This is a genomic window from Xanthomonas cassavae CFBP 4642, from assembly GCF_000454545.1.
Classification (GTDB): domain Bacteria; phylum Pseudomonadota; class Gammaproteobacteria; order Xanthomonadales; family Xanthomonadaceae; genus Xanthomonas; species Xanthomonas cassavae.
On the sequence record NZ_CM002139.1, the window covers coordinates 4,898,916 to 4,918,509 of the forward strand.

16 protein-coding genes are annotated in these 19,594 nt (G+C 66.0%); 15 read left to right on the forward strand and 1 reads right to left on the reverse strand.

Translation table 11 applies throughout. From position 1 onward, the window contains the following. The first annotated feature begins 108 nt into the window (after nucleotides 1-108). The 9 genes from tsf to bamA all read left to right on the forward strand — a co-directional run bounded on the left by tsf (nucleotide 109) and on the right by bamA (nucleotide 11,038). Complete coding sequence (gene tsf / locus XCSCFBP4642_RS0121860) at nucleotides 109-987, forward strand: translation elongation factor Ts (protein WP_029221641.1); 879 nt, start codon at nucleotides 109-111, stop codon at nucleotides 985-987. 277 nt (nucleotides 988-1,264) lie between these two features. Next, nucleotides 1,265-2,788: a sensor domain-containing diguanylate cyclase gene (locus XCSCFBP4642_RS0121865; protein WP_029221642.1), complete on the forward strand. Its 1,524-nt coding sequence runs from the start codon at nucleotides 1,265-1,267 to the stop codon at nucleotides 2,786-2,788. Between the two features lie 106 nt (nucleotides 2,789-2,894). Beyond that, nucleotides 2,895-3,617, forward strand: a complete 723-nt coding sequence (gene pyrH, locus XCSCFBP4642_RS0121870; RefSeq protein ID WP_029221643.1) for a UMP kinase — start codon at nucleotides 2,895-2,897, stop codon at nucleotides 3,615-3,617. 193 nt (nucleotides 3,618-3,810) lie between these two features. Beyond that, on the forward strand, nucleotides 3,811-4,368 hold the full coding sequence (gene frr / locus XCSCFBP4642_RS0121875; RefSeq protein ID WP_029221644.1) for a ribosome recycling factor: 558 nt from the start codon (nucleotides 3,811-3,813) through the stop codon (nucleotides 4,366-4,368). A 17-nt stretch (nucleotides 4,369-4,385) separates the two neighbouring features. Then, nucleotides 4,386-5,147 (forward strand): polyprenyl diphosphate synthase, encoded by a 762-nt coding sequence (gene uppS / locus XCSCFBP4642_RS0121880; RefSeq protein ID WP_029221645.1) that lies wholly within the window; start codon nucleotides 4,386-4,388, stop codon nucleotides 5,145-5,147. Beyond that, nucleotides 5,144-5,971: a phosphatidate cytidylyltransferase gene (locus XCSCFBP4642_RS0121885; RefSeq protein WP_029221646.1), complete on the forward strand. Its 828-nt coding sequence runs from the start codon at nucleotides 5,144-5,146 to the stop codon at nucleotides 5,969-5,971. Before uppS ends, XCSCFBP4642_RS0121885 begins: the two co-directional genes overlap by 4 nt. A 2-nt stretch (nucleotides 5,972-5,973) precedes the next feature. After that, nucleotides 5,974-7,164: a 1-deoxy-D-xylulose-5-phosphate reductoisomerase gene (locus XCSCFBP4642_RS0121890; RefSeq protein ID WP_029221647.1), complete on the forward strand. Its 1,191-nt coding sequence runs from the start codon at nucleotides 5,974-5,976 to the stop codon at nucleotides 7,162-7,164. A 26-nt stretch (nucleotides 7,165-7,190) separates the two neighbouring features. Then, on the forward strand, nucleotides 7,191-8,549 hold the full coding sequence (gene rseP / locus XCSCFBP4642_RS0121895) for an RIP metalloprotease RseP (RefSeq protein WP_029221648.1): 1,359 nt from the start codon (nucleotides 7,191-7,193) through the stop codon (nucleotides 8,547-8,549). 83 nt (nucleotides 8,550-8,632) lie between these two features. Beyond that, on the forward strand, nucleotides 8,633-11,038 hold the full coding sequence (bamA, locus tag XCSCFBP4642_RS0121900) for an outer membrane protein assembly factor BamA (protein ID WP_029221649.1): 2,406 nt from the start codon (nucleotides 8,633-8,635) through the stop codon (nucleotides 11,036-11,038). Nucleotides 11,039-11,114: 76 nt separating this feature from the next. Here bamA and XCSCFBP4642_RS0121905 read toward each other — a convergent pair whose 3' ends face one another. Continuing rightward, nucleotides 11,115-11,306 (reverse strand): hypothetical protein, encoded by a 192-nt coding sequence (locus tag XCSCFBP4642_RS0121905; protein WP_029221650.1) that lies wholly within the window; start codon nucleotides 11,304-11,306, stop codon nucleotides 11,115-11,117. 126 nt (nucleotides 11,307-11,432) lie between these two features. Here XCSCFBP4642_RS0121905 and lpxD point away from each other — a divergent pair, with 126 nt between their 5' ends. The 6 genes from lpxD (at nucleotide 11,433) to dnaE (ending at nucleotide 19,550) form a co-directional block, all read left to right on the forward strand. After that, on the forward strand, nucleotides 11,433-12,446 hold the full coding sequence (gene lpxD, locus XCSCFBP4642_RS0121910) for a UDP-3-O-(3-hydroxymyristoyl)glucosamine N-acyltransferase (protein WP_029221651.1): 1,014 nt from the start codon (nucleotides 11,433-11,435) through the stop codon (nucleotides 12,444-12,446). Further along, nucleotides 12,443-12,904, forward strand: coding sequence for a 3-hydroxyacyl-ACP dehydratase FabZ (fabZ, locus tag XCSCFBP4642_RS0121915; protein ID WP_029221652.1), 462 nt, complete (start codon nucleotides 12,443-12,445; stop codon nucleotides 12,902-12,904). Before lpxD ends, fabZ begins: the two co-directional genes overlap by 4 nt. A gap of 23 nt (nucleotides 12,905-12,927) precedes the next feature. Continuing rightward, on the forward strand, nucleotides 12,928-13,719 hold the full coding sequence (gene lpxA, locus XCSCFBP4642_RS0121920) for an acyl-ACP--UDP-N-acetylglucosamine O-acyltransferase (RefSeq protein ID WP_029221653.1): 792 nt from the start codon (nucleotides 12,928-12,930) through the stop codon (nucleotides 13,717-13,719). Next, nucleotides 13,716-15,035 (forward strand): lipid-A-disaccharide synthase, encoded by a 1,320-nt coding sequence (gene lpxB, locus XCSCFBP4642_RS0121925; RefSeq protein WP_029221654.1) that lies wholly within the window; start codon nucleotides 13,716-13,718, stop codon nucleotides 15,033-15,035. Before lpxA ends, lpxB begins: the two co-directional genes overlap by 4 nt. Next, the gene (locus tag XCSCFBP4642_RS0121930) at nucleotides 15,032-15,787 is read left to right on the forward strand and encodes a ribonuclease HII (RefSeq protein WP_029221655.1); all 756 of its coding nucleotides are present in this window, start codon (nucleotides 15,032-15,034) and stop codon (nucleotides 15,785-15,787) included. Before lpxB ends, XCSCFBP4642_RS0121930 begins: the two co-directional genes overlap by 4 nt. 175 nt (nucleotides 15,788-15,962) lie before the next feature. Beyond that, nucleotides 15,963-19,550 (forward strand): DNA polymerase III subunit alpha, encoded by a 3,588-nt coding sequence (gene dnaE, locus XCSCFBP4642_RS0121935; protein WP_029221656.1) that lies wholly within the window; start codon nucleotides 15,963-15,965, stop codon nucleotides 19,548-19,550. Nucleotides 19,551-19,594 lie beyond the last annotated feature (44 nt).

The following is a 19,594-nucleotide window of genomic DNA, read 5'->3' on the forward strand; positions in this document are numbered from 1 at the left end:
ACCTGCCGTCCGGGCCACCAAAGACACCGTGGGGGCGGTCGGCACGCTGCACCGTCTCCTACTGGCGGAACACCTCCGCCGCACGCATTCGTCCAATGAGGTAATCCCGTGGAAATCACTGCTTCCCTGGTCAAGGAACTGCGCGAGCGCACCGGCGCCGGCATGATGGAGTGCAAGAAGGCACTCGTCGAAAACGCTGGCGACATCGACGCCGCCGCCGAGTGGCTGCGCAAGTCAGGCCTGGCCAAGGCCGACAAGAAGGCCGACCGCGTCGCCGCCGAAGGCCGCATCGCCACCGCACAGGCCGGCGGCAAGGCCGTGCTGGTCGAAGTCAACTCCGAAACCGACTTCGTCGCCAAGGACGAGAACTTCCTGGCCTTCACCGAAGTCGTGGCCAATGCCGTGCTGAACTCGGATGCAGCCGATGCCGAAGCGCTCAAGAGCGTCAAGCTCGATAGCGGCGAGACCATCGAAGAGCGTCGCGCTGCGGTCATCGCCAAGGTCGGCGAAAACCTGCAGGTGCGTCGCCTGGTCCGTATCGACAGCGCCAACAACGTCGCAGCCTATGTGCATGGCGGCCGTATCGGCGTGCTGGTCGAGCTGAAGGGTGGCGACATCGAGCTGGCACGCGGCATCGCCATGCACATCGCCGCCATGAACCCGCCGCACGTGAAGGCTTCTGACGTGCCGGCCGAGTTCATCGCCAAGGAAAAGGAAATCGAGCTGGCCAAGATGTCCGAAAAGGACAAGGCCAAGCCGGCTGATATCCTGGAAAAGATCATCAGCGGCAAGATCAGCAAGATCGTCAACGAAGTCACTCTGTACGGCCAGCCGTATGTGCTGAACACCGACCAGACCGTCGAGCAGGCGGTCAAGGCCGCCGGCGCCGACGTGATCGGTTTCCAGCGCCTGGCCGTCGGCGAAGGCATCGAGAAGGTGGTGGAAGACTACGCCGCCGAAGTGATGAAGCAGGCCGGCCTGGCCTGATTGTCGCCACGCTGAAAGAGCCGCGGCATGCCGCGGCTTTTTTTTGCCTGCGGCTTGCCCGCGCGCAGTGACGATGCCGTGCCGAGATCCGTGCAGCCACGGCGCAGGCAACCGGCCGCAACGCTACAGATGCGCCCGCCGGTGCCGCTACTTCCAGATGCCGACCAGGCTTTCCAGCACCCGCCGCGCATGCAGTGCAGCGCGGCGATTGCGGAGCATGGCGCGCCCTACTCACCGAACGCAGCTGTATGCTTGCGATCACTGTCGGCGATGACCCATGCAACCAGATCTCCAGGCCGCCCTGCACTACTGCCGTAACCTGCCCTCGCCGCCCGGCGTGGCGCTGCGCATCATCGAGCTGGCGCAGGACCCGGACGTGGACATGACCACCACGGCAAAGGTCATCGGCATGGACATGGCCCTGAGCGCACGCATGCTGCGGGTGGCCAATTCGCCGCTGTATGCCAGCCGTCGCCGCATCGACAACCTGGGCCAGGCCCTGACCATGCTGGGACTCAACGCCACCTTGAGCCTTGCGCTGGGTTTTTCGATGGTGCATGGCGTGCGCAGCACCTTCACCGCCCACTCCCTGCATGAGCGCATCTGGCGACGTGCCGGGCTGTGCGCGCTGACCAGCCGCATCCTGGGCCAGGCCTATGGCATCCGCAAACCCGAGGAATTGATGCTGGCCGGCCTGCTGCAGGACATCGGCAAGCTGGCGCTGCTGCAAGGCGCGCCCGAGCTGTACGGGCCGCTATTGGAACAGGCGCCGGACAATGCCTCGCTGCTGGACGCCGAACGCGAACACCTGGGCGCCACCCATGCCGAAGTCGGTGACTGGCTGGCGCATCAGTGGCAGCTGCCGCCGTACCTGCAGAACGCCATCGCCCAGAGCGAGGAAGAGCCCGCCAGCCTGGAGCCCTTCATGGCGTGCGTCGCGCTGTCCGGCCGGCTTGCCGATATCTGGCTGTCGGCAAGCGCCGCTGCTGCCACCGAGCATGCGCAGCGACAGGCGCAGCACGTGCTGGAACTGGACGCCGAACGCTTCGAAAAAGTGATCGAACGCATCGCCGAATCGCTGCCCGAGCTGGAGGCGCTATTCGACATCCGCGTGCCGCAACCCGAGCACATCCAGATGATCTTCGAGCAGGCGCGCGAGCTGGCGACGCTGCGCAGCCTGCGCGAATTGCAGGATGTGGCCGAGGCGCGCCGGCATGCCGACGAATCGGAAAACCGCATGCGTCATCTGGCCGAACAGGCCAGCCGCGACGCACTCACCGGCGTGTTCAACCGGCACCAGCTCGGCACCGCGCTCACGCACGAGTTCGAACTGGCCTCGCGGCAAGGCTGGCCTCTATCGATCGCCTTCATCGACCTGGACGACTTCAAGCGCGTCAACGACGCGCACGGCCACCTGGTCGGCGACGAGGTGCTGCGCAATTTCGCGCAGACCTTGCAACGCATGGTGCGCACCAGCGACCTGGTGGCGCGCTATGGCGGCGAAGAATTCCTGGTGATCCTGCCTAACACGCCGGCCGATGCGGCCTTGATGGTGATCGAGCGCATCCTGGCCGAAACCGCACGCACGCCGATGGCGCAGCTGCAGGGCGGCCCCTTGCACATCACCTTCTCGGCGGGCCTGGCCACGCATGGCGGTGTCGAACGCCAGTTCGACAGCATCGACCACCTGCTGCAGGCCGCCGACAGCACGCTGTATCGGTCCAAGCATCGCGGCCGCAACCGCGTGACTGCCTACGATGCGACCGATGTGCCGACGCCGCCGAACCCGCGTGCGCACTGAGCAACGCATCACGTCGATGCCGACAAAGGAATTTTTACCACGCCCTGCGGCAGGCTTCCGCTAGAATTGCCGGCGTTTGCCGTCCCCTACCCCCGAGGTCTGCCCCATGTCCGAACTTTCCTATCGCCGCATTCTTCTCAAACTTTCCGGGGAGGCGCTGATGGGAGACGGGGATTACGGCATCGACCCCAAGGTGATCAACCGCCTTGCCCATGAAGTGATCGAAGCCCAGCAGGCCGGCGCGCAGGTGGCCCTGGTCATCGGCGGCGGCAACATCTTCCGCGGCGCCGGCCTGGCCGCCAGCGGCATGGACCGCGTCACCGGCGATCACATGGGCATGCTCGCCACCGTGATCAATGCGCTGGCCATGCAGGATGCGCTGGAAAAGCTCGGCGCCAAGGTGCGCGTGATGAGCGCGATCAAGATCAACGATGTCTGCGAGGACTTCATCCGTCGCCGCGCCATGCGTCATCTGGAAAAGGGCCGCATCGCGATCTTCGCCGCCGGCACAGGCAATCCGTTCTTCACCACCGATTCGGGCGCCGCGCTGCGTGCGATCGAGATCGGTGCCGACCTGCTGCTGAAGGCAACCAAGGTCGATGGCGTGTACGACAAGGACCCGAAGAAGCACAACGACGCGGTGCGCTACGACAGCCTGACCTACGACGAGGTCATCCTGCAGGGCCTGGAAGTGATGGACACCGCCGCGTTCGCGCTGGCCCGCGACAGCGACCTGCCGCTGCGCATCTTCGGCATGAGCGAGCCCGGCGTGCTGCTGCGCATCCTGCGCGGCGAGCAGATCGGCACGTTGGTGCAGGGCCGGAGCTGAGGCTGGGAATCGGGAATCGGGATTGGGGAATCGCAAGAGCGCATGGCCGCGCTGCGCAGCGATCTCCACCCCGCACGCCCGGCCTGGAACGGGGCGGCAAGTGAACCGGCTGCGCGGGTCCTGACGACCCGCGAGTCGTGAAACCTCAGTCCCGGCTATAATCCCCGGATTCAGCTCCACACGGATTCCGGCGATGCTCACCCAGATCAAACAAGACGCGCAGACGCGCATGACCAAGAGCATCGATGCTCTGCGCCACTCCCTGACCACCGTGCGCACCGGCCGTGCGTCGCCGGCGCTGCTGGATGGCATCAAGGTCAAGGCCTACGGCACCGACACCCCCCTCAACCAGGTCGCCAGCATCAGCGTCTCCGAAGGCCGCTCGCTGGTCATCAGCCTGTTCGACAAGGGCATGATCAAGGACGTGGAAAAGGCGATCTACGCCTCGGATCTGGGCCTGACCCCGACCGTGGTCGGCACCGTGATCCGTCTGAACCTGCCGCCGCTGACCGAGGAGCGCCGCAAGGAGCTCAGCAAGGCCGTGCATGGCGAGGGCGAAGACAGCAAGGTGGCCATCCGCAACATCCGTCGCGACGCCAACCAGCAGGTCAAGGACCTGCTCAAGGACAAGGCGGTCACCGAAGACGAGGCACGCAGCGCCGAAGACGACATCCAGAAGCTCACCGACAAGGCCATCAAGGATGTGGATGAGGTCGTCAAGGCCAAGGAACAGGAACTGATGACGGTCTGATCGTGGCATCGCCTGCCATGCATCCAGTCCCTCCCGCCGACGCGGTGCCGCGCCATATCGCCATCATCATGGATGGCAATGGGCGTTGGGCGCAGCGTCGGCGCCGTCCACGCATGATCGGCCATCGCGCCGGCGCGCGGGCGGTCAATCGCACCATCGATTTCTGCCTGGAAAAAGGCGTCAGCGCGCTCACCCTGTTCGCGTTCTCCAATGAAAACTGGGGCCGCCCGCAGGAAGAAGTGGATGCGCTGATGAAGCTGTTCCTGCATGCCCTGGACCGCGAGGTCGACGAGCTGCAGCGGCGTGGCGTGCAGGTCCGTTTCATCGGCGAGCGCAGCCGTTTCGCGGCGCCGCTGCGCGAACGCATGGCCACCGCCGAGCGCGCCACGGCGGCCAATGCGCGGCTGGTACTGAGCATCGCTGCCAGCTATGGCGGCCGCCAGGACATTGCGCTGGCCGCGCGGGCATTGGCCGAAGACGTGGCCGCCGGCCGCCTGCAGCCGCAGCAGATCGACGAAGCGCTGCTGGCCAGCCGCGTCGCGCTGGCCGACCTGCCGGCCCCGGACCTGTTCATCCGCACCGGTGGCGATACCCGCATCAGCAATTTCCTGCTGTGGCAGCTGGCCTACACCGAGCTGTGGTTCACCGAAACCCTGTGGCCGGAGTTCGACGCCGGCGTGCTGCAGCAGGCCCTGGATGACTACGCCGGACGCGAACGTCGCTTCGGCCTGACCAGCGCCCAGATCGCCGACAAGGCGACGGAGAACTCCTCCGCATGACCAAGACCCGCGTGATTGCCGCGCTGATCATGGCGCCGCTCGCCATCTGCGCGATCGTGCTGCTGCCCACCCAGTGGCTGGCGGCGCTGGCGGCGATCCTGTTCCTGACCGGCTTGTGGGAGTGGCTCAGGCTCTCCGGCATCGACGACAGCCTGCCGCGTACCGTGCTGCTGATGCTCAACCTGCTGCTGATGGTGCTGATGGTGTGGGCCTCGGCCAGCTCCATGGTGCTGTTCCAGATTGCGGCGCTGGTCGGGGTGGCATGGTGGGGCCTGGCGTTGCTGTGGCTGCGCTTTTTCACCTTCGGTGCCGATCACGGCAACGGCCAGGCGCGCGCACTCAAGCTCGCGGCGGGCAGCCTGGCGGTCCTGCCGGCCTGGGCTGCGCTGGTGCTGCTGCACGCCAATCCGGACAAGGGCAACCTGTGGCTGCTGACCGCGCTGACCATGGTGTGGGCGGCCGACTCGGGCGCGTACTTTGCCGGACGCGCGTTCGGCAAGCACAAGCTGGCGCCACGGATCAGCCCCAACAAGACCATCGAAGGCCTGATCGGCGGCATGCTGGCCGGTATTGCGGTGGCCTGCGCCTTCGGCTGGCTGGCCGGGCTGACCCTGGCGCACGTGCCGCAGCTGGTCCTGGTTTCGGCGGTGGCGGTGCTGGCCTCGGTGCTCGGCGACCTGTTCGAAAGCCTGCTCAAGCGGCATGCCGGCGCCAAGGACTCGGGCGCGGTGATCCCGGGCCACGGCGGCGTGCTGGATCGTATCGATGGCGTGCTCGCCGCACTGCCGGTGTTCGCACTCGGCAAGGAAATTTTCGGATTCTAAGCATGGCTGGCTTTTCTCCCCGCCAGGTCGCGGTCTTCGGCGCGACCGGCTCGATCGGCACCTCGGCCCTGGACGTGATCGCCCGCCACCCGGAGCGGCTGCGTGCCAGCGTGCTGTCGGCCGGCCGCCAGGTGGATACCCTGCTGGCGCTGTGCGCTGCCCACCGGCCCGCGCATGCGGTGATCGCCGATGAAGCGCTGTATCCGGCGCTACGCGACGGCCTGCGTGCCGCCGGCCTGAACACCCAGGCGCACGCCGGTACCGCGGCGCTGGATGCACTGGCCGGCAGCGATGCCTGCGACACGGTGGTGGCCGCGATCGTGGGTGCTGCGGGCCTGCCCTCCACCCTTGCCGCCGCGCGCGCCGGCAAGCGCGTGTTGCTGGCCAACAAGGAATCGCTGGTGCTGGCCGGCGAACTGCTGACCCGCACCGCAGCGGCCGCCGGCGCTGAAATCATCCCGATCGACAGCGAGCACAGCGCCATCTTCCAGTGCCTGCGCTCCTGCGACGCCAGCCGCGGCGTGCGTCGGGTGATCCTGACCGCCTCCGGCGGCCCGTTCCGCGGCTGGGACCGCGCCGCGCTGTCGGCCGTGACGCCCGCGCAGGCGGTGGCGCACCCCAAGTGGTCGATGGGCCCGAAGATCTCGGTGGATTCTGCGACCTTGATGAACAAGGGCCTGGAAGTCATCGAGGCGCATCACCTGTTCGGCCTTCCCGGCGACCGGATCGATGTGCTGGTGCACCCGCAAAGCCTGGTGCATTCGCTGGTCGAATTCGTCGACGGCTCCACCCTGGCCCAGTTGGGTCTGCCGGACATGCGCACCACCCTGGCGGTCGGCCTGGCCTGGCCGGAGCGGGTCGAGTCAGGTGTTTCGGGGCTGGACCTGCTGCTGCAGCGCCGGCTGGATTTCGAGGCCCCCGACACCGCCGCATTCCCCTGCCTGGACCTGGCCTGGGAGGCGCTGCGCGCCGGCGGCACCGCCCCGGCCATCCTGAACGCGGCCAACGAAGTGGCTGTTTCAGCGTTTCTTCAGGGCCAAATAGGTTTCCTAGCCATCCCTGCGTTGGTCGAACACACGTTGACAACGCTCCCGCGGCACAATGCCGACACCCTCGACACCCTGCTTCTTGCCGACGCGCAGGCCCGGCAGACCACCGAACGCGCCCTCGCCCAGTACGCCTTTCATGCCTGATCGATTTACGCAACCGAGTTGCATCCATGGGTGATTTCATCGGTTCGGTCTGGTGGATGATCGTCAGCCTGGGTGTCCTGGTGACCTTCCACGAATTCGGGCACTTCTGGGTCGCACGCCGCTGCGGCGTCAAGGTGTTGCGCTTCTCGGTGGGCTTCGGCAAGCCGCTGTGGATGCGTCGCGACCGCCACGGTACCGAGTTCGTGGTGGCGGCGATTCCGCTGGGCGGCTACGTGCGGATGCTGGACGAACGCGAAGGCGACGTGCACCCGGCCGAGCGGGACCAGGCCTTCAATCGCAAGACAGTGTGGCAGCGCATCGCGATTGTGGCCGCCGGCCCGATCGCCAATCTGCTGCTGTGCATGGCGATGCTGTGGGCCATGTTCGTGGTGGGCAAGCAGGATTACTCGGCCACGGTCGGCCGCGCCGACGGCCTGGCGGCCGAAGCCGGTCTGACCCCGGGCGAACGCATCGTGCGCATCGACGGCCGCAGCGTAAGCAGCTGGAGCGATGCCAGCATGCAGCTCACCACCGCGGCGATGGACAAACGCGACATCCAGCTGCAGACCACCGCCGACGGCGCGGGCAACCGCGAACACACCCTGCGCCTGTCGCAGTTGCCGGTCGGTTTCGACGAACGCCGCGTGGCATCGCTGGCCGGCATCGGCTGGCAGTTCATGCTGCAACCGCCGGTAATCGCCGAGGTGGTCCCCGGCTCGGTGGCCGACGGCCTGCTCAAGCCGGGCGACCGCATCGTGGCCATCGACGGCCAGCCGATCCGCTCGGCCGAAGACATCATTCCGCAGGTGCAGGCGCTGGGCGAACACGGCGGCCTGGGCATGATCGAGGTGGCGCGCAAGGGCGAACAGGGCGAGGACCGGCTGGCGCTGGAGATTGCCCCACGCAAGTCGCCGCAGGGCCAGTGGATGATCGGCATCCGCCCTGCCGCAGCGCCCGCTCCGGCGTACGACAGCCGCCAGCAGTACGGCCTGTTCGCCGCGGTGCCTGCCGCCATCCGTGAAACCGGCCGGATGACCGCCGATTCGCTGGGCATGATGAAGCGCATGCTGACCGGCCAGGCTTCGGTGAAGAACATCTCCGGGCCGGTCACGATCGCGCGCGCGGCCAACGCCTCGGCCGAACGCGGGCTCGACTGGTTCCTGTATTTCCTTGGTCTGCTGTCGCTGAGCCTGGCGATCATCAACCTGATGCCCATCCCGATCTTGGACGGTGGGCATCTGCTGTATTACCTTATCGAGTTGATCAAGGGCAGCCCGATCAGCGAACGGGCCATGATTGCCGGGCAGTATGTCGGCCTGGCGGTCTTGGCAGGCTTGATGGGACTGGCGTTCTACAACGACATCCTTGGCCTGGTTCCACGATGAAGCTGCTCCACTCTTTCCGCCTGTTGTCGTCGTCATACGCCGGCACCCAGCAACACCTGAAATCGACTCCAACCGGATGTGACATGACGCGTCTTCCCACTCGCCGCCTGCTTGCCCTCGCTCTTGCCGCCGGCCTCAGCCTGCCAGCCGTTGCCCTGGCCGCCGAGCCGTTCGTTGCCAGCGACATCCGCGTCGACGGCCTGCAGCGCATTGCATCCGGCACCGTGTTCACCTATCTGCCGGTGAACCGCGGCGACACCGTGGACGATGCCAAGGTGGCCGATTCGATCCGCGCGCTCTACCGCACCGGCTTCTTCGAGGACGTGCAACTGGACCGCCAGGGCAACATCCTGGTGATCACCGTCAAGGAGCGCCCGGCGATCAACAAGCTCACCGTGACCGGCAACAAGGACATCAAGTCCGAAGAGCTGCTCAAGGGCCTGGGCGACATCGGCCTGAGCGAAGGCGGCACCTTCGATCGTCTGAGCCTGGACCGCGTGACCCAGGAACTGACCCGCCAGTACAACAACCGCGGCAAGTACAACGTCGAGATCACCCCGACGGTGAGCCCGCTGGACCGCAACCGCGTCGATGTGGCCATCGCGATCAAGGAAGGCAAGGCGGCCAAGATCCGCCACGTCAACCTGATCGGCACCGAAAAGTTCGCCAACGAGGACATCCTGGAGAACTGGGAATCCAAGGAGCACAACTGGGCCTCGTGGTATCGCCGCGACGACCAGTACTCCAAGGAAAAGATGTCCGGCGACCTGGAAAAGCTCAATTCCTGGTACCTGGATCGCGGTTACGTGGACTTCAGCATCGACTCCACCCAGGTGTCGATCAGCCCGGACAAGCGCGACATGTTCGTCAGCGCCGGCGTCACCGAGGGCGAGCAGTACAAGATTTCCGAGATCAAGATCACCGGCGACACCGTGCTGCCGCAGGCCGACATCGAGCGCCTGGTCATCCCCAAGGCCGGCGACATCTTCTCGCGTGCGCTGCTGGAGTACACCTCCGATGCGATCGTCAACACGCTGAGCAACGTCGGTTACGCGTTCGCCAAGGTCAACCCGATCCCGACCCCGAACCGCGAGAACCGCACCGTTGCGGTGAACCTGCAGGTGGTGCCCGGCCCGCGCGTGACCGTGCGCCGCATCCTTTACAAGGGCAACAGCCGCACCTCCGATGAGGTCCTGCGCCGCGAAATGCGCCAGTTCGAAAACACCTGGTATTCGCAGGCGGCGATCGACCGTTCAAAGATCCGTCTGCAGCGCCTGGGCTACTTCGAGAGCGTGGACGTGGAAACGCCGGCAGTGCCGGGCAGCAACGACCAGGTCGACGTGGTCTACAACGTCAAGGAAACCACCTCCGGCAGCTTCGTGTTCGGCCTGGGCTACTCGCAGAGCTTCGGCGTGACCACCTCGGTGCAGTTGTCGCAGAACAACTTCCTGGGCGGCGGCAACCGGGTGGCAGTGGAAGCCTCGCGCAGCAGCTACCAGCAGCGCTATGCGTTCTCCTACACCAATCCGTTCTTTACCGACGACGGCGTGTCGTTGGGCTACAACCTGTCGTGGCGCTCGCTGGACTACTCGGACTTCAACACCGCGCAGTACAACAGCAAGAACGGCTCGGCGCAGGTGGTGTTCGGCGTGCCGATCACCGAAAACGATACCGTCTCGGCGATGGTCGGCATCGACAGCAACCAGATCAACACGTTTCAGGGCCAGACCCCGCAGGCCATCATCGATTATATCGATGCGATCGGCACAAGCACCTTCCATGCCTGGCGCGCCGAACTGGGCTGGGCACGCGATACCCGCAACGACTTCTTCATGCCGACCCGCGGCATGTACCAGCGCGTCGGCTTGGAGGCCACCCTGCCCGGCTCCACGGTCGAGTACTACAAGTTCAACTACCAGATCTCCAACTATTGGCCGATCATACCGGCGATCGTATTGAATACCCGCTTCGAGCTGGGCTATGGCGACAGCTATGGCAACGACAGCTCGCGTGTGATTTGCGGAATAGAGAGCAGTACGACATTTACGGAACAACCCTGCAATGGCAGCAACCTGCTCCGATCCGTGACGGCCACCGGCCTGCCGTTCTACGAGAACTTCTACGCTGGCGGTACCAACTCGGTGCGCGGCTTCGAAGACAACACGCTGGGTCCACGTTCGGAAAGTACCCTGAACTACACGCGCGGACAGCCGCTGGGTGGTTCGTTCAAGACCGTCGGTTCGGTGGAAATGTATTTCCCGAAGCTATTCGACAGCCCGTCGGCACGCGTGTCGGCGTTCTTCGACTTCGGTAATGTCTACGACGGCGTGGACAACTTCAAGGCCAACGAGCTGCGCGCGTCCACCGGCGTGGCGCTGTTGTGGCGCGCCCCGGTCGGCCCCATCTCTATCAGCTACGCGTTCCCGCTGAAGAAGGAAGACAACGACGAGATCGAGCGCCTGCAGTTCACCTTCGGTGGCCAGTTCTAAGATTGGCAAGCAGACAATGGCGGCCCGGATGCTCGGGCCGCCATTGTTTGTTTGAACACCGTGGTGTGAGACAGACTTAGAAGCAGTTGTTCCAGACGTTGCCCAGGCAACTGGCGGTGGTGCTCCAATCGGACGAGTCCACGCATTGCACCTGCTGGTCCCAAAAGCTCTGCGCATCGGCGCGCTGCTGCGCAAAATCGTCGGCTGATGCGCTGCTGACAGCGCCCAGCGGGATCACACCGGCGAACGTGGAGAGGAGGGATTTCATATGCTTCTTCCTGGGTTAGCCGCGCGGTTGCGGCCAGGCAACAGATATGCCTGACTGTTTAGCGCATTCTTGGCCATGTTTTTTTCCATAAAAACAGCCACTTACTGTTTACGCGAGGTTCACCTGATGTCTCTGACCGCCAGTGCGATTGCCGAACAATTTGGTCTGACCGTCGTTGGCGACGGCACGACCGAAGTCGCCGGGGTGGCGACACTGGCGCACGCCGGCGCAGGCCAGCTGAGCTTCCTGTCCAATCCGCGCTACCGGCCGCAGCTGGCCGACACGCAGGCGGCCGTGGTCGTGATACGCGCCGAAGATGCCGAGGCCGCGCGCGGCACCGCGCTGGTCGCCAAGGACCCGTATACCGCGTTCGCCAAGATTGCGGCGCTGTTCGACGTGGCGCCGGTACGCGCGCCCGGCATCCACCCGTCGGCAGTAGTCGACCCCACCGCACAGGTCTCGCCGGGTGCCCATGTCGGCCCGTTCGTCAGCGTCGGCGCACGCAGCCGGGTGGGCGATGGCTGCATCATCGGCACCGGCAGCATCATCGGCGAAGACTGCGTGGTGGACGATGGCAGCGAGCTGATCGCACGCGTCACCCTGGTCACCCGGGTGCGGCTGGGCAAGCGCGTACGCATCCATCCCGGCGCGGTGATCGGCGCCGACGGCTTCGGCCTGGCGATGGACGCCGGCCACTGGATCAAGGTGCCGCAGCTGGGCGGCGTGGTCATCGGCGACGATTGCGAGATCGGCGCCAACACCTGCATCGACCGCGGCGCGCTGGAAGACACCGTGCTGGAAGAAGACGTGCGCGTGGATAACCTGGTGCAGATCGCGCACAACTGCCGCATCGGCGCCCATAGTGCCATCGCTGGCTGCACCGGCATTGCCGGCAGCGCCAAGATCGGCCGCTATTGCCTGCTTGGCGGCCACGTCGGCGTGGTTGGCCACCTGGAGATCTGCGACAAGGTGGTGATCACCGGCAAATCGGTGGTGCGCAATTCCATCCATGAGCCGGGCGAATATTCGTCCGGCACCCCCCTCACCGATAACCGCACATGGCGCAAGAATGCCGCGCGCTTCAAGCAACTCGATGCGCTGGCAAGGCGCATCCTGGCTGTGGGCAAGGAGAACGCATGAGTCACCCCGTTTACGAGCTGCCGATCGACGTCAACCAGATCCAGACGCTGATCCCGCACCGCTACCCGTTCCTGCTGATCGACCGCGTCATCGAGCTGGACCTGGAAGCCAAGCGCATCGTCGGCCAGAAGAACGTCAGCATCAACGAGCCGTTCTTCCAGGGCCACTTCCCGACCCGCCCGGTGATGCCCGGCGTGCTGATCATCGAAGCGCTGGCGCAGGCCGGCGGCGTGATGACCCAGCTCGGCCTGGGGCGCGATGCGTTGTCCAAGTTGTTCTATATGGTCAAGGTCGACAACGCCCGCTTCAACAAGCAGGTGGTGCCGGGCGACGTGCTGATCCTGGACGTGCAGATGAAACGCCTGATCCGCAACATGGGATGCTATTACGGCGAGGCCAAGGTCAACGGCGAAGTCGTGGCCAGCGCGGAAGTCATGTGCGCCGGCGCCAAGGAATAATCCGTTTTTGGAGGTGAGAGACGATGCGTGATCAGGCACCCTTGATTCATCCCACCGCTGTCATCGATCCCGCGGCGCGACTGGCAGACGATGTGCGCGTCGGCGCGTTCTGCCTGATCGGTGCCGACGTAGAGATCGGCGCCGGCACCGCGGTGGGGCCGCATTGCTCGATCCACGGCCCCACCCGGATCGGCCGCAACAACCGCTTCATCGGCCACGCCGCGATCGGCGGCGAACCGCAGGACAAGAAGTACGCCGGCGAGCGCACCGAACTGGTGATCGGCGACGGCAACGTGATCCGCGAGTTCGTCACCATCAATCGCGGCACCGGCGGCGGCGGCGGCATCACCGGGATCGGCAACGACAACTGGATGCTGGCCTACACGCACGTGGCGCACGACTGTCATGTTGGCAACCATTGCGTGTTTTCCAACAACACCACCCTGGCCGGCCACGTCACCGTGGGCGACTACGTGATCATCAGCGGCTTTGCCGGCGCGCACCAGTTCTGCCGCATCGGCGCGCACGCCTTCCTGGGCATGGGCGCGCTGACCAACGGCGACGTGCCGCCGTTCACCATGGTGGGCAGCGAATCGCTGGGCCGCCCGCGCGGCATCAACAGCGAAGGCCTCAAACGCCGCGGTTTCGATGCCGAGCGCATCACCGCGATCAAGCGCGCCTACCGCACGCTCTACGTGGCCGGCCTGCCGCTTGCCGACGCGAAGCTGCAGCTCGCCGAGCAGGCCAGGAGCAGCGAGGACGTGCGCGGGATGCTCGAGTTCATCGCAGCGGCAGAGCGGCCGTTGTTGCGATGAAGGAAATCGGGAATCGAGAGTCGGGAATCGAGACAGGCGTGCATGAGCGCGCGCCTGCAGACGGCGACCCGACGGCTCTGCCGATTCCCCATTCCCCACTCCCCATTCCCGGCGCGCGTGCGCGCCCTCCCCGCATCGCGCTGATCGCAGGCGAGGCCTCCGGCGACATCCTGGGCGCGGGGCTGATCGAGCAGTTGCGGCTGCGCTACCCGGGTGCCGAATTCGTGGGCATCGGCGGCGATGCGATGCGCGGTGCGGGATGCCAGACCTGGTTCGATGCCAGCGAGCTGGCGGTGATGGGCCTGACCGAGGTGCTGCGGCATCTGCCGCGCCTGCTCAAGCTGCGCAGCGCGTTCCGCGAGCGCGTGCTGGCGTGGAAGCCGGACGTGTTCATCGGCATCGATGCGCCGGATTTCAATCTGCCGGTGGAGCGCTGGCTCAAGCAGCGCGGCATCAAGACCGTGCATTACGTCAGCCCCTCGGTCTGGGCCTGGCGCGAAAAGCGTGCGGAAAAGATCGGCGCCAGTGCCGACCTGGTGCTGTGCCTGTTCCCGATGGAACCGCCGATCTATGCCAAACACGGCGTGGACGCGCGCTTCGTCGGCCACCCGATGGCCGACGACATCGGCTACCAGGCCGACCGCGAGGCCGCGCGCGCCAAGCTGGGGTTGTCTGCCTCCAGTACCGTGCTGGCGGTGCTGCCGGGCAGCCGACATGGCGAGATCAGCCGCCTCGGCGACACCTTCTTCCAGGCGGCCTGGCTGGTGTCCGAACACCTGTCCAATTTGCATGTGCTGGTGCCCGCCGCCAACCCGGGCTGCAAGCAATCGCTGGCCGAACAGCTATCGCGTTCTTCGCTGCCGGTGATGCGCTCGCACCTGCTCGACGGCCAGGCGCGCACGGCGATGCTGGCCGCCGACGTGGTGCTGCTGGCCTCCGGCACCGCCACGCTGGAGGCCATGCTGGTCAAGCGCCCGATGGTGGTCGGCTACAAGGTGGCGCCGCTGACCTACCGCATCGTCAAGACGCTGGGACTGCTCAAGGTCAACCGCTATGCGCTGCCCAACATCCTGGCCAACGACGACCTCGCCCCCGAGCTGATGCAGGACGACTGCACCCCGGAACGGCTATGTGTGGCGCTGCTGGACTGGTTCAAGCACCCCGGCAAGGTCGCCGCCCTGCAGCCGCGGTATCTGGCCCTGCACGCGCAACTGCGCCGCGATGCGTCCGCACGCGCGGCCGATGCGGTGGCCGGGCTGCTTCAGGGCCGGGATTCGGGAGTGGGCATTCGGGATTCGTCAGGAGCGAAGGCATGAATCTCCGCGCCTCTCACCCTCCAGGCGAAAGTGCAAATGCCGAGCAACGTCAGTCGCCGTTGTTTAGCCAATCCCAAATCCCTAATTCCCAATCCCGGCTCTTGGTCGCCGGCGTCGACGAAGCCGGCCGCGGTCCGCTCGCCGGTCCCGTCGCGGTGGCAGCGGTGGTATTCGACCCGGGCAAGCCGCGCATCAACGGGCTGGACGATTCCAAGCAGCTCAGCGCGCAGCGCCGCGAGCAGCTGTATGCGCGCATCATCGACCGGGCACTGGCGTGGTCGGTGGTGTTGATCGACAGCGAGGAGATCGACCGCATCAACATCTACCAGGCGACCATGCTCGGCATGCGGCGCGCGGTGGAAGGGGTGGCGCATGTGGCCGGGTTCGCGCGCATCGACGGCAACCGCGTCCCCAAGGGGCTGCCCTGCCCGGCCGAGGCGCTGATCGGTGGCGATGCGCTGGACCGCGCCATCATGGCTGCCTCGATCGTGGCCAAGGTCACTCGCGACCGCCTGATGCATCAGCTGCATGCCCAGCACCCCGAATACCGCTTCGACCAGCACAAGGGGTACAGCACCCCGACCCACCTGGCGGCCCTGCAGACCCATGGGCCGTGCCTGCAGCATCGCCGCAGCTTTGCGCCGGTGCGGTTGGCACTGGAGAGCCGTGAGAGCCGGGAGAGCCGGGACCCGGGACCCGGGACCGGGGACCCGGAACAGCTGCAGGTTGGGCGGTTGGTGGCGCCGCTTTAGAGGTCGGGACCCGGAAGAGCAACAGCACAGCAACAGCAACAGAAACGGCGGGTGGCGTCCCGCCACGTAGTCCCGCTTTTGCTTTCCTGGGTCCCGGCCCCCGGTTCCCGGCTTGTCAAGCCTTGTCCGCCCCCGCCCCCGCCGGTACCCTGACCGCGCATTATTCCGGTCCCGCATGTCCACTTCCCGTTTCGTCCATCTGCACGTCCACACCGAGTTCTCGCTGGCGGATTCCACCATCCGTGTGCCCGAGAAACCGGATCAGGCTGACCCGAAAAAGGCCAAACAGGCCAACCTGCTGAGCCGGGCGGTCGAACTCGACATGCCCGCGCTGGCGGTCACCGACCTCAACAACCTGTTCGCGCTGGTCAAGTTCTACAAGGCCGCCGAAGGCGTGGGCATCAAGCCCATCGCCGGCGCCGACGTGATGATCGCTACGCCGGACATGACGCCCTGGCGCATGACCCTGCTGTGCCGCGACCGCGACGGCTACCTGAGCCTGTCGCGGCTGCTCACGCGCGCCTGGATGGAAGGCCACCGCCCCGAAGGCGGCGTGGCGATCCATCCGGAATGGCTGCAGGCCGGCCACGCCAACCTGTTCGCGCTGGCCGGTCGCGACAGCCTGGCCGGGCGCCTGTTCAACGAAGGCCGCGCGGATCTGGCCGAGCAACAACTGGCCGACTGGCAGCGCGTGTTCGGCGATGGCCTGCACCTGGAGCTCACCCGCACCGGGCGCGAGGGCGAGGAACGCTTCAACCAGTTCGCCCTGCACGCCGCCGGCGTACGCGGGTTGCCGGTCGTGGCCAGCAACGATGTGCGATTTCTGTATGCCAGCGACTTCAACGCGCACGAAGCGCGCGTATGCATTTCCTCCGGCCGCGTGCTGGACGACCCCAAGCGCCCGCGCGACTACAGCGACCAGCAGTACATGAAGTCCAGCGAGGAGATGGCGGCGCTGTTCGCCGACATCCCCGACGCCATCGCCAACACGCATGCGCTGGCGCAGCGCTGCAACATCGAGATGCGCCTGGGCACCTACTTCCTGCCCGCCTATCCGGTGCCCGAAGACGAGACCCTGGATACCTGGATTCGCAGCCAGTCGCGCGCGGGCCTGGCCGCGCGCCTGGAAAAGAACCCGATCGCCCCGGGCAAGACGCGCCAGGACTATGTGGACCGACTCGAATTCGAGCTGGACACCATCATCAAGATGGGCTTCCCCGGCTACTTCCTGATCGTGGCCGACTTCATCCAGTGGGGCAAGAACCAGGGCATTCCGATCGGCCCGGGGCGCGGTTCCGGCGCCGGCTCGCTGGTGGCCTGGGCGCTGCAGATCACCGACCTGGACCCGCTGCCGTACAACCTGCTGTTCGAGCGCTTCCTGAACCCCGAGCGCGTGTCGATGCCCGACTTCGACATCGACTTCTGCATGGACCGCCGCGACGAAGTCATCGACTACGTGGCACGCAAGTACGGCCGCGAACGCGTCAGCCAGATCATCACCTACGGCACCATGGCGGCCAAGGCGGTGGTGCGCGATGCCGGACGCGTGCTCGGTTTCAGCTATGGTCTGGTCGACAGCGTTGCCAAGCTGATCCCCAACATCCTGGGCATCACGCTCAAGGACGCGATGGGCGAAGGCAAGGACTCGGAGATGGCCTCGCCGGACCTGATCCAGCGCTACCAGGTCGAAGACGACGTGCGCGACCTGATGGATCTGGCGCGCCAGCTGGAAGACCTCACCCGCAATGCCGGCAAGCATGCCGGCGGCGTGGTGATCGCGCCCGATCCGCTCTCCGAGTTCTGCCCGCTGTTCGCCGAACACGACGAAGACGGCCGCGGCAAGAATCCGGTCACCCAGTTCGACAAGGACGACGTCGAAGCGGTGGGCCTGGTGAAGTTCGACTTCCTGGGCCTGCGCACGCTGACCATCATCGATTGGGCGGTCAAGGCGATCAACGTGCGCCACGCGCGCGCCGGCATCGACCCGGTGGACATCACCGCCATCCCGCTCGACGACGTGCCCACCTACAAGGGCGTGTTCGCCTCCGGCAGCACCGGTGCGGTGTTCCAGTTCGAATCCTCGGGCATGCGCCGCCTGCTCAAGGACGCGCGCCCGGACCGCTTCGAAGACCTGATTGCGCTGGTGTCGCTGTACCGTCCCGGCCCGATGGACCTGATCCCGGACTTCAACGCGCGCAAGCACGGCCAGCAGGAAATCGTGTACCCCGATCCGCGCACCGAAGCGATCCTGAAAGACACCTACGGCATCATGGTGTATCAGGAGCAGGTGATGCAGATGGCGCAGATCGTCGGCGACTATTCGCTGGGCGGCGCCGACCTGCTGCGTCGCGCGATGGGCAAGAAAGTGCCGGCCGAAATGGCCAAGCACCGCGAGATCTTCCGCGAAGGTGCGGCCAAGGGCGGCGTGAGCGCGGCCAAGGCCGACGAAATCTTCGACCTGATGGAGAAGTTTGCCGGCTACGGCTTCAACAAGTCGCACGCCGCCGCCTACGCGCTGGTCAGCTACCAGACCGCGTGGCTGAAACGGCATTACCCGGCCGAATTCATGGCCGCCACGCTGTCCTCGGACATGGACAACACCGACAAGGTGGTCGGCTTTCTCGATGAGGTGCGCAACCTCGGCCTCACCGTCAATCCGCCGCGCGTCAACGAGTCTGCGTACATGTTCGAGGCGGCCAGCCCGGACACCATCCAATACGGCCTGGGTGCGATCAAGGGCGTCGGCCAGGGCGCGTGCGAGGCGATCGTCGAAGAACGCCAGCGCGGCGGTCCCTACACTACGCTGCTGGATTTCTGCACGCGCATGGGCACCGCAAAGCTCAACCGGCGCACGCTGGAAGCGATGATCAATGCCGGCGCGATGGATGGCCTGGGCAAGAACCGCGCCTCACTGATGCTGCAGCTGCCCGAGGTGATGAAGGCCACCGAGCAGATGGCGCGCGAACGTGCGTCTGGCCAGAACTCGCTGTTCGGCGGGCCAGACCCAAGCGCACCGGTAATGCGCCTGGACCTGCCTGAGAGCAAGGAATGGCCGCTTGGCCAGCTGCTCACCGGCGAGCGCGAAACGCTGGGCTTCTACCTCAGCGGTCACCCGTTCGACCCGCACCGCGACGAAGTGCGCGAGCTGGTCGGCTGCGATCTGGGCGCGCTGGAAAAGATCCTGGCATCGCAACAACGTGGTGGCGGCAGCAGCGGCGACGGCGAGAAACGCGCGTGGCGGCCGGAAGTCAGCGCGATCCTGGCCGGCCAGGTGGTCGGCGTGCGCCGCAAGGGCGACAGCCAGGTGTTCGTGCAACTCGAAGACGGCCGTGGCCGGGTCGAATGCAGCGCGTTCTCCGATGCGATGGCCGAATTCGGCCACCTGCTCACCCGCGACCGCATCCTGATCGTCAAGGGCGGCCTGCGCGAGGACGAATTCAACGGCGGCTACAGCCTGCGCATCCGCCAGTGCTGGGATTACGAGCAGATCTGCGCCGAGCACGCGCAGCGGCTCTCGCTGCGGCTGGACCTGCGCGAGAAGCAGGCCTTCTCCCGTATCGAGGCGCTGCTGGCCACACACCGCCCCGGCAAGACGCCCCTGCGCCTGGACCTGCTGCTGCGCGCACCCAGCGGCGGCGTAGCCGGCATGCTCGACCTCAATGGCACCCATTCGGTGCGCATCGACCAGCAGCTGATGGACAGCCTGCGCGCCGACCCCGCGGTGCGGACGGTGAAGATCAAGTACAGCCCGCCGTGGGCGTGAGGAGCCGGGATTCGGCATTCGGGATTGGGGACTCGTAACAGCAG

Excerpts from the sequence above, each read along its gene's own strand:
- frr (WP_029221644.1), top strand. The coding sequence starts at position 3,811 with ATGCTCACCCAGATCAAACAAGACGCGCAGACGCGCATGACCAAGAGC.
- lpxB (WP_029221654.1), top strand. The coding sequence starts at position 13,716 with ATGAAGGAAATCGGGAATCGAGAGTCGGGAATCGAGACAGGCGTGCAT.
- XCSCFBP4642_RS0121890 (WP_029221647.1), top strand. The coding sequence starts at position 5,974 with ATGGCTGGCTTTTCTCCCCGCCAGGTCGCGGTCTTCGGCGCGACCGGC.
- rseP (WP_029221648.1), top strand. The coding sequence starts at position 7,191 with ATGGGTGATTTCATCGGTTCGGTCTGGTGGATGATCGTCAGCCTGGGT.
- fabZ (WP_029221652.1), top strand. The coding sequence starts at position 12,443 with ATGAGTCACCCCGTTTACGAGCTGCCGATCGACGTCAACCAGATCCAG.
- XCSCFBP4642_RS0121865 (WP_029221642.1), top strand. The coding sequence starts at position 1,265 with ATGCAACCAGATCTCCAGGCCGCCCTGCACTACTGCCGTAACCTGCCC.
- XCSCFBP4642_RS0121930 (WP_029221655.1), top strand. The coding sequence starts at position 15,032 with ATGAATCTCCGCGCCTCTCACCCTCCAGGCGAAAGTGCAAATGCCGAG.
- lpxD (WP_029221651.1), top strand. The coding sequence starts at position 11,433 with ATGTCTCTGACCGCCAGTGCGATTGCCGAACAATTTGGTCTGACCGTC.
- XCSCFBP4642_RS0121885 (WP_029221646.1), top strand. The coding sequence starts at position 5,144 with ATGACCAAGACCCGCGTGATTGCCGCGCTGATCATGGCGCCGCTCGCC.
- pyrH (WP_029221643.1), top strand. The coding sequence starts at position 2,895 with ATGTCCGAACTTTCCTATCGCCGCATTCTTCTCAAACTTTCCGGGGAG.
- bamA (WP_029221649.1), top strand. The coding sequence starts at position 8,633 with ATGACGCGTCTTCCCACTCGCCGCCTGCTTGCCCTCGCTCTTGCCGCC.
- lpxA (WP_029221653.1), top strand. The coding sequence starts at position 12,928 with ATGCGTGATCAGGCACCCTTGATTCATCCCACCGCTGTCATCGATCCC.
- dnaE (WP_029221656.1), top strand. The coding sequence starts at position 15,963 with ATGTCCACTTCCCGTTTCGTCCATCTGCACGTCCACACCGAGTTCTCG.
- uppS (WP_029221645.1), top strand. The coding sequence starts at position 4,386 with ATGCATCCAGTCCCTCCCGCCGACGCGGTGCCGCGCCATATCGCCATC.
- XCSCFBP4642_RS0121905 (WP_029221650.1), bottom strand. The coding sequence starts at position 11,306 with ATGAAATCCCTCCTCTCCACGTTCGCCGGTGTGATCCCGCTGGGCGCT.